Below are 12,533 nucleotides of genomic sequence, written 5' to 3' on the forward strand. Positions count from 1 at the left end.
AACCGGCCCGGCGGCCTTATGGTGCGGCGAACAGACCAGAGGAGCCTCGATGCTCGCCTTCGCCGTTCATTTCCTCGCGCTGACCGTTGTGATCTGGGTGATCAACACCGCGCTCTATTTTCTCGGAGGCTGGGCGATCCTCGCCTATGCGGCGCGCCGCTCCGAGCGGAAGATCCAGGCGAACGCCGATGGCGCGCACCGGGCGCGAGAAGAAATCATGGAGAGCCTGCGCTCCATCGCCGCCACTTCGGCGTGCATGGCGCTGGCGATCACGCTCAGCGTCTTCGGCCATACGCTCTGGGCGCCGATGACGGGCTGGCTCGGCGTGATCGCGGGCGCCGCGATTCTCATCGTCGGGTACGATCTCTATTTCTACTGGGCTCACAGGCTTTTGCACACCAAGCCGCTGATCCGGTATCACCGCTGGCATCATCAGTCCCGCGCGCCGACGGTCTGGTCCTCCGACAGCCAATCGCTGGTGGAGACGCTGATGCTTCAGAGCTTCATGATCTGGGCGGCGGTGCTCCTGCCGATCCCGCCTCTCGCCATCGTGCTTCACCGGCTCTACGATCATTTCAACGGCCAGCTCGGCCATTGCGGTTACGAATTCTTCGCCGACCGCGGCACGCGCTTCCCCTCGCCCATGGTTTGCGTCACGTATCATGATCAGCACCATGAGCTTTACCGGTGGAATTACGGGAATTTCACCTCGATCTGGGATCGGCTCCACGGCACGATGCACCCGGATTACGATCGACTCGTCGCCGAGCGGGAAAGAAAGACCGCAAAAGCGGAATGACGCCGCCGCGCGCCATCACGAAGCGGAGATCAGCAGCCGCGTCCACCTTGAAATGCGAGGCGCGCGCAGCCTTACTATGGAGTGAGCGGCGGCCGCGCCGCAGGATTGCGCGCAGCCCGCCGAGAGCGACGGAGGCCCGGAGCACGTGAGACGCATCGCCCGTTGGTTCGCCGCGACCGCCGCCGCTGCGGCGATGTCCGTCGCCGTCGCCGCGCCCGTGCTCGCGGGGGGCCTGATCCGCGACGCCGAGATCGAGGCCACGCTGAAGAAGCTGTCGACGCCCATTTTCAACGCGGCGGGACTCGCGCCCGACAGCGTTCATTTCTTCATTCTCTCAGACCCCACGCTCAACGCCTTCGTGTTTGGCGGCCGCAACATGGTCTTTCACACGGGCCTCCTCGCCGAGATCAAGCAGCCGGAAGGGCTGATGGGCGTGATCGCGCATGAAACCGGCCATATCTCCGGCGGGCACCTGACCCGGCGCGAAATCCACATGCGGGACATGCAGGGCCCGATGGCTCTCGGCCTGTTGCTTTCGGCGCTGGCCGGCGCCGCGTCCGGCGAGCCGCAAGTCGCGATGGCTGGCGCGCTCGGCGCGCAATCGGCCCTTCAGCGCAGCTTCATGGCCTATTCCCGATCCGAGGAATCGAGCGCCGATCAGGCCGGCGCGACGTATCTGGAGAAAGCCGACGTCGACCCCGCCTATGTGCTCGACGTGCTGAAGATCTTCCGCGATCAGGAGGTTTTCCAGGCCGCGAATGTCGATCCCTACGCGATCACCCACCCATTGAGCAGCGCGCGGATGGCCATGCTGGAGGACAGGGCCGCGAAAAGCCCCGCGAAAGGGAAGTCGGCCGGCCCCGAGCTCGCCTACTGGCACACCCGCATGCGCGCGAAGCTCACGGCCTTTACGGATCGACCGGAGCGAACGCTCTCCTCGCTCGAGATGGCGCCGGACCCGACGAGCGAGATCAACACGCTTCGCCGCGCGATCGCGCTTCATCGCCTGCCCGATCCGGCCGGCGCGCTGAAGGCGGTCGATCAACTCATCGCGCTTCGCCCCGACGACCCGTTCTATTGGGAGCTGAAGGGCCAGATCCTGTTCGAAAGCGGGCGCGGCGCGGCGGCGGTGGAGCCCTACCGCCGCGCCGTCGCGCTCGCGCCGAAGGAGGCGCTGATTCGCGGCGGACTTGGCCGCGCCCTCCTCGCGCTCGACGATCCCGCCTTCAACGCCGAGGCGTTGACCACGCTGGAGCAAGCGGCCCTCGGCGGCGCCGAGGAGCCCTCCGTGCTGCGCGATCTCGCGCTCGCCTATGCGCGCGCGGGGGACGACGGCAAGGCCGCGCTCGCCACCGCTCAGCGCTTCGCCCTGGCCGGCGCGCCGCGCGACGCGCTTCGCCATGCGACGCGCGCGCTCGATCAGCTGCCGGTCGGCTCTCCCGGCTGGCTGAGAGCCGACGATATTCGGGCTGTCGCCGAACAGTCGTTGCGTGATAACTGAGCCGCAATATGAAAAGGACCGCTCTATGACCCGCCTGATCGTGGCCACATTTTTTGCGCTCTCCGCGCTTTCCGTCATGGCGCCTGCGGGCGCTGCGGAGTTCTCGGACGCCGAGCAGGCCGCGATCAACGATCAGATCCGCGCCTATCTTCTCGAAAACCCGGAAGTCATCGTCGAGGCGATGCAGGTTCTGGAGCAGCGCCAGCGCGAGCAGGCGAATTCCGCCGACCGGGAAAAGATCGCCGCCGCCCGGAGCGAGCTCTTCGATGACGGCTTTAGCGGGGTTGCCGGCAATCCGAACGGCGATGTGACCGTGATCGAATTCTTCGATTATGAATGCCCCTACTGCAAGCGCGCCCATGAAAGCCTGAAGTCCCTGCTCGAAGCCGACGACGGCGTCCGCGTCATCCTCAAGGAATTTCCGATCCTCGGTCCGAGGAGCACCTTCGCCAGCCGCGCGGCGATGGCGGCCCGGAGGCAGGGCGACGACCTCTACTGGGCGTATAGCGACGCCATGCTCTCGCATCGCGGCGCTCTGGATGAGCGGGCCGTCTTCACGATCGCCGGGGAGACCGGCCTCGACGTCGACCGCCTCAAGGCCGACATGGAGGACCCTGGCATCGCGGAGAACATCCGCGCCACATATGCGCTCGCGCGGCGGCTGGAGATCAACGGGACGCCGGGATTCATCATCGGCGATCAGGTCGTCCGCGGTTTTGTTCCTTATGACCGGCTTCGGGAAATGGTCGAGGAGGCGCGCCGGCCGGGTTGACCCCGGCGCGCGCCGATGATTGACCGGAGAAGCCGACGTCGTATAACGCGCGCACGCCCCGCGTAAACTGAAAATCCTATCGGCAGACAAGACGACCCCCGGGGCGACGGGCGAGAGAGAGGAGTCATCATGGCGAAGCAGCACGACGCCGATGTCGCGTTTATCGAGGCGCTGGCGCGTCTCTTGCGCGAACACGACCTCACCGAAATCGACGTCACCCGGGAAGAGGGCGAACACTGCGACCTGAAGGTGCGTCTGACGCGTCAGTTCGTTCAGGCGCAGGCGCCGGCGCAGGCTCAGCCCGCCGCCGCGCCGGCCGCGCCTCCGTCTCTGACCGCGCCCGCCGCCGCGCCGAGCGCCCCCGAAGATCCCGCGCAGCATCCCGGCGCAGTCACCTCGCCGATGGTCGGCACGGTTTATCTCTCGCCGGAGCCGGGCGCCCCCAGCTTCGTGAATGTCGGCGATCAGGTGAAAGAGGGGCAGATCCTCCTCATCGTCGAGGCGATGAAGACGATGAACCAGATTCCCTCTCCTTTCAGCGGCGTCGTCAAGCGGATCATGGTCGACAACGGCCAGGCCGTCGAATTCGGCGCTCCACTCGTCATCATCGAATAATCAACAGGGGCGCGCCATGGTCTCGAAGGTTCTAATCGCCAATCGCGGCGAGATCGCGCTCCGGATCCAGCGCGCCTGCCGTGAACTTGGCGTCCGGACCGTCGCCGCCCATTCCACCGCGGACGCCGATGCGATGCATGTGCGCCTCGCCGATGAAAGCGTCTGCATCGGGCCGCCCGCCGCCGCGCAAAGCTATCTGAACATTCCCGCGCTGATCACCGCCTGCGAGATTTCAGGCGCCGACGCGATCCATCCCGGCTATGGCTTTCTCTCGGAAAGCGCCGCGTTCGCGCAGATCGTCGAGGAGCACGGCCTCACCTTCATCGGCCCGACCGCAGAACATATCCGCCTGATGGGCGACAAGATCACGGCCAAGGACACGATGCGCCGGCTCGGCGTGCCGTGCGTTCCGGGCTCCGAGGGCGGCGTCGCCACGCTCGACGCGGCGCGCCGCGCCGCCGAAGAGATCGGATATCCGGTGCTTGTCAAAGCCGCCTCCGGCGGCGGCGGGCGGGGCATGAAGGTGGCGCGGGACGCCGGTGAGATCGATGTCGCCTTCGGCGCGGCGCGCTCAGAAGCGAAAGCGGCCTTCGGCGACGACACCGTATATCTGGAGAAATACCTCGGGCGGCCGCGTCATATCGAGGTGCAGATCTTTGGCGACGGCGCAGGGAACGCGGTGCATTTCGGCGAACGGGACTGCTCGCTTCAGCGCCGCCACCAGAAGGTGCTGGAGGAAGCCCCCTCGCCGGCCATCGACCCCGACACGCGCGCCCGGATCGGCGGCCTCTGCGCCGATGCGGTGGCGAAGATGGGCTACCGGGGCGCCGGAACGATCGAGTTTCTCTATGAGAACGGCGAGTTCTTCTTCATCGAAATGAACACGCGCATTCAGGTCGAACATCCGGTGACCGAAGCGATCTTCGACGTGGACCTCGTCCGGGAGCAGATCCGGGTGGCCTCCGGTCTCGGACTCAGCTTCGCGCAAAAGGACCTGATCGTGCGCGGCCACGCCATCGAGGCGCGCATCAACGCGGAATCCCTGCCCAATTTCGCGCCATCCCCCGGCCTGGTCACCGCCTATCACGCGCCGGGCGGGCTTGGCGTGCGTATGGATAGCGGCATCTACGCCGGCTATTCGATCCCGCCCTATTACGACAGCCTCATCGGCAAGCTGATCGTCCACGCATCGGATCGTGAAACGGCCATCAACCGGCTCGACCGCGCGCTGAACGAGCTTGTCGTCGTCGGGGTGCAGACCACCGGCCCGCTTTTCACGCGCCTTCTGGCGGAGCCGGATGTCCGATCCGGCGCCTATAACATTCATTGGCTGGAAAACTGGCTCAAGGAGTGAGCGCCCACTTGCTCCGGCGCGCACGCCGGACGACAATCCGACCATGTCCGACAGAGCCGCGCCACTCGAGGTAACGCCGTCTCTCCTGCTCCGCGCCTACGCGGCGGGGGTGTTTCCAATGGCGGATTCCGCCGATTCCAGTGAGATTCTGTGGATCGAACCCGACCTTCGCGGCGTCATTCCGCTCGACGGCTTCCATGCGTCCAGAAGCCTGCTGAAAACTGTCCGGCGCGGCGGCCACGAGGTTGATGTGGACCGTGATTTCGAAGCGGTGATCGATCATTGCGCCGCCCGGTCGTCGACCTGGATCAACGATGAAATCCGGCGCCTCTATATTGCGCTTCATCGCATGGGCTACGCGCATTCCGTCGAGGTGCGCCGCGAGGGCGCGCTTGTGGGCGGCCTTTACGGCGTGAAGCTCGGCGCCGCGTTCTTCGGCGAAAGCATGTTCAGCACCGCGCCCGACGCATCGAAGATCGCGCTGGTGTATCTCGTCGCGCGCCTGAAATTTGGCGGATTCCGACTGCTCGACACCCAGTTCGTCACGGAGCACCTGGCGCAGTTCGGCGCCTGCGCGATCAGCCGCCGGCGTTACCGCGATCTTCTGGATCTCGCGATCTCGACATCAGCGGATTTTGACGCGCTCCCCCGGGATACGCCGCCTCACGAGGTCGCGCAGCTCAGCACCCAGAGATCGTATCGTTGATGATCCATCGCGCTCAGCGCCGGGCTTGAGGCGAACATCCAGCCGGAAAAGACCGGCTCCACTCCCTCGTTCCCATCCACGACCTTCAGGAACACGAACGCGTCCGGAACCTCGCCGGCCGGCGGCACGCGGCATTCCTCCACCGTGATGTGCAACCGCTCATAGGTTGCGGTTTCGCCGACCTTCACGCGGATATCCGCGACCCGGCCCGCGATCTTGTCCAGCCCGCGAAGGATCGCGACCGGCCGCTCCTCGGAGCGCCATTTCGGCCGCTCCGCTTCGATCAGCTCTTCGATATAGCCCGGGGCCGGCGCCGCTCCGCCATGGATCACCTCATCGGGCGCAGGAACGAATTTCGCCTCCGGCGTCTCCTGCGCGGCGAGCGGCGCAGCCATCATCAGCGCGATCAAAAGCGCGAACGCCCTCATTCGATCACCGCGCGAAACCGCAGCCGGACATAATCGGCGGTCCAGGCGCCGTCCGCATCGCAAAGCGCCGGGCGGACCAGCGTCGCCACGCGGGCGCGCGCCGAAGCGCGCGCGGCCTCGGGCAACAGCGCGAGCGCCGGCGCCGCCAACGTCTCCAGCCACGCCTCCATCCCCGCCGCCACCGGCGTCGGGCGCGGATGAACGGCGCATTCCTCGACCCGGAACCCCGCCGCCTCCAGCCGCCGCGTCTGCTCCGCCGCCGAAGGGAAAGACCAGATCTCGGATAAATCAGTCTGGACGCCTTCTTCCCCCAGAACCGCAATCAGCGCGGTGCGGATCGCGGCGATGTTGCCAAGACCGCCTTGCTCCGCGACGAACCGCCCGCCGGGCCTGAGCGCGCGCGCGACGCCGGCGATCACTTTCTCGGGTTGGGTCATCCAATGCAGCGCGGCGTTGGAGAAGACCGCATCGAACTCCCGCACGAAGGGGAGCGCATGCGCATCCATCACCTCCGCGGCGACGCCGCGGGCTCTCGCACCCGCCACCATGTCGGCAGAGGCGTCGATCCCGACCATGTCGCAGCCCCGCTCGGCCAGCGCCCTGGTCAGCGGCCCGTCGCCGCACCCGAGATCGAGGATCCTCTCGCCAGGCTGAGGATCGAGCAGCGCGACCACCGGGCCGGCGAGATCGGTGACGAACCTGGCGTTCGCTTCATAGCGCGACGCGCTCCAATGGTCTTCCGCCATGGTCAATTTCCAGCGACGGCTTTGCTCAGCAATTCGATCAGATCGATAGAGCCTTGCGTGTTCGTCAATTCGCCTCCCGCCTCCACCACGAAGTCCGAAGCGCCGGGGTCGACCGCGATATAGGAGCTTCCGAGCAACCCGTCGGAGGTGATCGTCACCACGCTGTCTTCGGGGATCTTCACCGTGTCGCGGATCGAAAGCGACGCGATCGCGCGGTAGGTCTCGAGGTCGAGCGTGAGGCCGGAGACCGTGCCCACCTTGACGCCGGAGACGCGCACATCGGCGCCGCTGTCGATGCCGGACGCCTTCCTGAAACTGGCCGTCACTTCGTAATAGCCGGATCCGACGCCGCCGCCATCCACGGTCTGCGCCGCATAGACGAGAAACCCACCCGCAACCGCGAGAACCGCCGCGCCGATCAGGGTCTCCGCCGCGTTGGACGCCATGTCAGGGGCTCCAGGCTTCGTAGTCGCCGCCGACGCGCGGCCGGCTTTCCGGGGATCGCATGCTGCCGGGCGGGGCATAGGCCGCTTCCGAGCCGGTCGGATTCGCCTTGTGATCCTTCTCCCACGCCTTGCGGATCACCGGCGCTTCGGTCGGCGGCTCATCCCAGGTGTGGTGCAGCCAGCCATGCCATTCTGGCGCGACCCGGCTCGCCTCGGCGACGCCATCATAAATCACCCAGCGCCGTTCGCCGCCCGCGCTCTGATAAAATGTGTTGCCGGCCTCGTCTTCGCCCACCTTCTCGCCGAAGCGGGAGGTGAAAACATGCGTGCCGAAAGTCGCTCCGTTCCACCATGTGAACAACTGGCTCAAAAAGCTCATGGCTACGCCCATCCGGTTGCGGTCAACGGCTTCTATCACAGCCCGGCCTTCGGTCCAGCCCCGTCTTTGAATGCGGAGCCCTTTCAGAGCGGGTCGATATCCCCTGCGGCGCGCTCGGATGCGAACCGGGCGACGAACTCCTCCAGGGTCCCGGTCTCGATCGCGCCGCGAAGTCCGTTCATCAGGTCCTGATAATAATGCAGGTTGTGCCAGGTCAGCAGCATGGAGGAGATGATCTCCTTCGCCTTGAACACGTGATGGAGATAGGCGCGGCTATACGTCCGGCAGGCGGGGCAGACGCAGGCCTCGTCGAGCGGGCGCGGGTCGTCCGCATGCCGCGCGTTCTTGATGTTGATCGCGCCCCGCCGCGTCAGCGCCTGGCCGGTCCGCCCGGAGCGGGAGGGCAGCACGCAATCGAACATGTCGACGCCGCGCAGCACCGCGCCCACGATATCGTCCGGTTTTCCGGCGCCCATCAGATAGCGAGGCCGGTCGGCCGGCAGCATTCCCGGCGCATAGTCGAGCACATCGAACATCGTCGCCTGCCCCTCGCCCACCGCGAGGCCGCCGATGGCGTAGCCGTCGAAACCGATCTCTTTCAGAGCCGCGGACGATTCTTCGCGCAGATCCTTGAAGACGCTCCCCTGCTGAATCCCGAACAGCGCATGGCCCGGTCTGTCGCCGAACGCGTCCCGGCTGCGCGCCGCCCATCTCATCGAAAGCCGCATGCTCGCCGCGGCGGCCGCCTCCTCCGCCGGAAATTCGGTGCATTCGTCAAAACACATCACGATGTCCGAGCCGAGCAGACGCTGGATCTCCATCGAGCGCTCCGGCGTCAGCCAGTGCTCCGCCCCGTCGATATGAGATTTGAACCGCACGCCGTCTTCGTTCAGCTTCCTGAGACCGGAGAGGCTCATCACCTGAAACCCTCCGGAATCGGTGAGAATGGGCCGCGTCCATCCCATGAAGCGATGCAGGCCGCCGAGCCGCGCCACCCGCTCCGCGCCCGGGCGCAGCATCAGATGGTATGTGTTGCCGAGCAGGATGTCCGCGCCGGTCGCGGCGACGCTTTCAGGCATCATCGCCTTCACCGTCGCGGCGGTGCCGACCGGCATGAACGCGGGTGTCCGGATCTCGCCGTGCGGCGTCCGGATCGCACCGCGGCGCGCACGCCCGTCTCGGGCTGTCACTTCAAAGCTGAATCGTCGCATTCCCAATCCCTAGACGGCGTCCGGGATGAGCCATATATCAGAGTGAGAAACCGGGAAAGGAAGAGTGTCATGGACGATGGAATGGGGGAGCCCCTCATCAAGGCGTCGAGTGAGGATCATCCGCTTTACGAGCAGATCTGCAACGCCTGCCGCACGGTCTACGACCCCGAGATCCCGGTGAACATCTATGACCTCGGACTCGTCTACTCGATCGTGATCTCCGAGTCGGGCGCGGTCGAGGTCGACATGACCCTCACCTCCCCGGGTTGCCCGGTCGCCGGCGAGATGCCCGGCTGGCTGGTCGACGCGATCGAGGCGGTTCCCGGCGTCGAGAAGGCCGAAGTGCGGCTGGTGTGGGATCCGCCCTGGGGCATGGACATGCTTTCGGACGAGGCCCGGCTCGAGTTGGGTTTCATCTGAGAAAATCTCGGTCAACTCCTGATTGTCATATACAACCTTAACGATAGATGCTTAAATCCGTCGGTGTGGAGGTTCACGCACTTGGCGACCTGACTCAGGCGCGGTCTTGCAGCCCGGTCGCAAGCGCCATCGCATCTTCGCGCCGCAATCGACGCGCCTTTCCGCGTCGGACGACAGTTTCTCCCTGGGCCTCCGCCGGCTTGCCGCGCCGAGGCTTGACTGGTCGCCCCGGCTTTGTCGGCGGCGGCCATTTTTTTTGTCACGCGCGGCGCCCGCCTCCGCGCGGCGCCGCGTCTCCGGTTGTTATCGGGGCCGGACGACACTAGATTTGCGGAAGAAAGGAGCGCTCATGTTCGCCATACCCGGAAAACAGGCTGTCACGCTCACTTCGTCAGCGATCGCGCAGATCAAATCCTTGATGGAAGGCTCCGAGGGGCGCGTAAAAGGGCTCAAACTCGGCGTGAAGAAGGGCGGCTGCGCGGGCATGGAGTACACCATGGCCTATGCCGAGACCGTGGATCCGCACGACGAGGTGGTCGAGCAGGACGGCGCGCGCGTTCTCATCGCGCCGATGGCGCAGATGTTCCTGTTCGGCACCGAGATCGACTACCGCACATCGTTCCTCGAAAGCGGATTCGTGTTCAACAATCCGAACGTCTCCGAAGCGTGCGGGTGCGGCGAATCGGTGAGCTTCAAGGTCGGCGAAGAGGCCTGACCTCAGAAGTATGAGCGCTCTGGATTCAGGGCGAGATGGACCGGCCCCTCGTCGGGGCGCCGCGGCGGACGCTCTGGCGCGGCAGGTCCGGGTTTGTTACGTCCCAATCATCGATTTGAGGAGGGTGCGATGGGCCGCCGCGCGCTGATCGTCGGAAACTGGAAGATGAACGGCCTCGCCGGAGCCCAGGCCGAGATAGAAGCGATCGCGGCGAACGCCCCGGCCGGCCCCGACCTTCTGATCTGCCCCCCCGCGACCCTCATCAGCCGCCTTGCGGGGCGCGGCGTCGCCATCGGCGGGCAGGATTGCCACGAGGCCGCATCAGGGGCCCATACCGGCGACATATCGGCCGAGATGCTGGCCGACGCCGGCGCGGTCGCGGTGATCCTCGGTCATTCCGAGCGCCGCGCCGATCATGGCGAGACCGATGAGATCGTGAGGAAAAAGGTTTTGGCCGCATGGCGCGGCGGCCTCGCCGCGATCATCTGCGTCGGGGAGACGGCGGCGGAGCGCGACGCGGGAGACGCGCTCGCCGTGATCTTGCGCCAGATGGCCGACGCGATCCCCCCGGGCGCCGCCGCCGCCTCGACCGTGATCGCCTACGAACCCGTCTGGGCGATCGGCACGGGGCGCACGCCAGACGCCGCCGAGATCGAGGAGGCGCATAGCGCGATCCGCGCCGAGCTCACCCGGCGGTTTGGCGATGAAGGCGCGGCGATGCGCATTCTCTATGGCGGGTCGATGAACCCGCGGAACGCCGGAACAATCCTCGGCGTTCCGGATGTCGACGGCGGGCTGGTCGGCGGCGCCAGCCTCGCCGCCGCCGACTTTCTGGAGATTGCGGCTCAGGCGGCGCGGCGCATGAGCCCGTAATGATCGACCAGCCGTTGTAGCGCCAGCTTCAACACCACCTTGCCCGAGCGCGCGGACCAGCCCATGCGCCGCTCGGTCGCCTCCAATCCTTCGTGGAAACAGCAGATCCGGATCGCCGCGTCCGCGAGCCCGGGCCCCAGCGCCTCCACCGCCTTGGCGAAGCGCTCTCGCGCAAAGAGCGGGCCTTCAGAGGGGGTCCGGCCCGGCCCCGACGATCCGTCGATCGGCGCCAGGAACCGGCGCCAGTCCTGCCCGACCTTCGGGCCGATCTGCGCCATTTCGAAATCCTCGCGCAACCTCTCTCCCGCCTCGACCTCGTCCGGGCTCAGCAGACGCGCGCCCTTCCCGTCCCGGCGCCGCGCAAGCCAGCCAAGGGGAGATTCGCCCAGGTTCACCTGGACCGTGTCGATCTCGCCCGAGCGCGGGTTGGCGATCCGCCGCTCGCCGACCGCCTGGTGCTGACCGGCGAAAACGCCCGGCGCCTCGGCGAGCCCCATCTGGGGCTGCGGTTTCGCCGCGATGCTGCGACGGCGCAACATCGCCCGCCCCGTCGTCGTCATCACGTAGCGCGTGGAATGCTCGCCCCGACGCGCGCACTTGACCCAATCCTCGGCCAGGAACCGCGTCGCCGTCGCCACGGGGATCATCGAAAGCGGCTTCCTGAACGCGTTCTTGGCGCAGAACACGCCAGCCTTCTCCGCGCCATTGGCCACCAGAAGAAACGCATCGGGCTCAGCCAGCCGCTCGAGCGCGATCCGCTCCATATTGGTCAATTTCGCCGCGCGGGCCTGGAAAGACGTGGGATTCGGCATCGACGAGTCCTTCGATTTTTTGGGGGTGTTCGGAGACGCCGCCTCAAGCGACGCGAGCGCGGCCTCCACGAGCGGGTCGTCGCGAAGCGCTTCAACACGGCGCACCGCTCGCATCACCGTGGAAGGCTGGCGCCCCTGAGCTCTCGCGATCGCCCGCATCGTCATGCCGGCGCCGACATGAGCGAGATAAACCGCCACGTCGGCGGCCCGCTTTCCGTTTGCGCCGGTGAAGACGCTTCTGGCGTGTTTTTCGCAGGCGAGAAGCGTGTCCTGATGTCCATTCATACCTGTCGTCCTGATAGCGAGAACAATTTTAGACGAATCCTCGCTACCGGAGTCTGATGAACATAAACTTAATCAGACTCGGTTTAATCGTTTGTTTATAGTATCTTAATCAATGGAGAGCGCTCATGACATGAAGTCGGCAACACCCGCATAACGTGTATTATGAGGTCGGGCGTCAACCAAACCCATGAGGCGCCGAATGACCGACACGATCCGCCGACCCCGTCTTCTGAGCCGCGCCGCCCGCGCTGGCGCCGCTCTTTATCAGCGCGACCGCGACCTCGCCCGAATTCTTCCGAAGATGTTCGGCAAGGACGTTGGCGTCCTGCCGGCGATCATGGCGGCGGAGGCCCATTGCGAAACCGAGCGGCGCGCCGGCGCCGCCACCTATTCGGTCGCGCATCATGTGAGCCTGCTGTCGGCGCTTGTCGCCGAGTCCCGCCCGTCCCACCGGGCCTGAGCGCGGGCGGG

At 66.2% G+C, this 12,533-nt stretch carries 16 protein-coding genes; 10 read left to right on the forward strand and 6 right to left on the reverse strand.

The genetic code is table 11. The features are described from left to right. Positions 1–49 precede the first annotated feature (49 nt). The 6 genes from WG921_RS07435 to aat all read left to right on the forward strand — a co-directional run bounded on the left by WG921_RS07435 (position 50) and on the right by aat (position 5,747). Entirely contained in the window at positions 50–799 is a 750-nt protein-coding gene (locus WG921_RS07435) for a sterol desaturase family protein (RefSeq protein ID WP_340108586.1), read from the forward strand. 145 nt (positions 800–944) lie between these two features. Then, positions 945–2,300, forward strand: a complete 1,356-nt coding sequence (locus tag WG921_RS07440; RefSeq protein WP_340108587.1) for a M48 family metalloprotease — start codon at positions 945–947, stop codon at positions 2,298–2,300. A gap of 25 nt (positions 2,301–2,325) precedes the next feature. Beyond that, a complete protein-coding gene (locus tag WG921_RS07445; RefSeq protein ID WP_340108588.1) occupies positions 2,326–3,072 on the forward strand; it encodes a DsbA family protein in 747 nt (248 codons plus the stop codon). A 126-nt stretch (positions 3,073–3,198) separates the two neighbouring features. Then, a complete protein-coding gene (accB, locus tag WG921_RS07450) occupies positions 3,199–3,687 on the forward strand; it encodes an acetyl-CoA carboxylase biotin carboxyl carrier protein (protein WP_340108922.1) in 489 nt (162 codons plus the stop codon). A gap of 16 nt (positions 3,688–3,703) precedes the next feature. Next, positions 3,704–5,041 carry an acetyl-CoA carboxylase biotin carboxylase subunit gene (gene accC, locus WG921_RS07455; RefSeq protein ID WP_340108589.1) on the forward strand — a complete coding sequence of 446 codons (1,338 nt, stop codon included), beginning with the start codon at positions 3,704–3,706 and terminating at the stop codon, positions 5,039–5,041. A 43-nt stretch (positions 5,042–5,084) separates the two neighbouring features. Continuing rightward, positions 5,085–5,747: a leucyl/phenylalanyl-tRNA--protein transferase gene (aat, locus tag WG921_RS07460; protein WP_340108590.1), complete on the forward strand. Its 663-nt coding sequence runs from the start codon at positions 5,085–5,087 to the stop codon at positions 5,745–5,747. Here the strand turns inward: aat and WG921_RS07465 are convergent. The 5 genes from WG921_RS07465 to tgt form a co-directional block, all read right to left on the reverse strand. Then, positions 5,705–6,175, reverse strand: a complete 471-nt coding sequence (locus WG921_RS07465) for a DUF2155 domain-containing protein (RefSeq protein ID WP_340108591.1) — start codon at positions 6,173–6,175, stop codon at positions 5,705–5,707. The genes aat and WG921_RS07465 overlap by 43 nt on opposite strands. Continuing rightward, entirely contained in the window at positions 6,172–6,921 is a 750-nt protein-coding gene (locus WG921_RS07470) for a class I SAM-dependent methyltransferase (protein ID WP_340108592.1), read from the reverse strand. Before WG921_RS07470 ends, WG921_RS07465 begins: the two co-directional genes overlap by 4 nt. 2 nt (positions 6,922–6,923) lie before the next feature. Beyond that, entirely contained in the window at positions 6,924–7,367 is a 444-nt protein-coding gene (gene mlaD / locus WG921_RS07475) for an outer membrane lipid asymmetry maintenance protein MlaD (protein WP_340108593.1), read from the reverse strand. 1 nt (position 7,368) lies between these two features. After that, positions 7,369–7,758: an NADH:ubiquinone oxidoreductase subunit NDUFA12 gene (locus tag WG921_RS07480; protein ID WP_340108923.1), complete on the reverse strand. Its 390-nt coding sequence runs from the start codon at positions 7,756–7,758 to the stop codon at positions 7,369–7,371. Positions 7,759–7,829: 71 nt separating this feature from the next. Beyond that, positions 7,830–8,957 (reverse strand): tRNA guanosine(34) transglycosylase Tgt, encoded by a 1,128-nt coding sequence (gene tgt, locus WG921_RS07485; RefSeq protein WP_340108594.1) that lies wholly within the window; start codon positions 8,955–8,957, stop codon positions 7,830–7,832. A 69-nt stretch (positions 8,958–9,026) separates the two neighbouring features. Here tgt and WG921_RS07490 point away from each other — a divergent pair, with 69 nt between their 5' ends. From WG921_RS07490 to tpiA, 3 genes are all read left to right on the forward strand, one after another. Continuing rightward, positions 9,027–9,377, forward strand: a complete 351-nt coding sequence (locus tag WG921_RS07490; protein WP_340108595.1) for a DUF59 domain-containing protein — start codon at positions 9,027–9,029, stop codon at positions 9,375–9,377. Between the two features lie 349 nt (positions 9,378–9,726). Further along, a complete protein-coding gene (locus tag WG921_RS07495) occupies positions 9,727–10,092 on the forward strand; it encodes a HesB/IscA family protein (protein WP_340108596.1) in 366 nt (121 codons plus the stop codon). 129 nt (positions 10,093–10,221) lie between these two features. Further along, entirely contained in the window at positions 10,222–10,965 is a 744-nt protein-coding gene (tpiA, locus tag WG921_RS07500; RefSeq protein ID WP_340108597.1) for a triose-phosphate isomerase, read from the forward strand. On the opposite strand, the gene WG921_RS07505 is transcribed toward tpiA, so the two are convergent. After that, positions 10,938–12,062, reverse strand: a complete 1,125-nt coding sequence (locus WG921_RS07505) for a DUF6456 domain-containing protein (RefSeq protein WP_340108598.1) — start codon at positions 12,060–12,062, stop codon at positions 10,938–10,940. The genes tpiA and WG921_RS07505 overlap by 28 nt on opposite strands. 199 nt (positions 12,063–12,261) lie before the next feature. On the opposite strand from WG921_RS07505, the gene WG921_RS07510 reads away from it, so the two are divergent. Next, entirely contained in the window at positions 12,262–12,522 is a 261-nt protein-coding gene (locus WG921_RS07510; protein ID WP_340108599.1) for a DUF6477 family protein, read from the forward strand. Positions 12,523–12,533: the final 11 nt, after the last annotated feature.

Source organism: Paludibacillus litoralis (genome assembly GCF_037646705.1).
Taxonomy (GTDB): Bacteria; Pseudomonadota; Alphaproteobacteria; order Rhodobacterales; family Rhodobacteraceae; genus Pikeienuella; species Pikeienuella litoralis.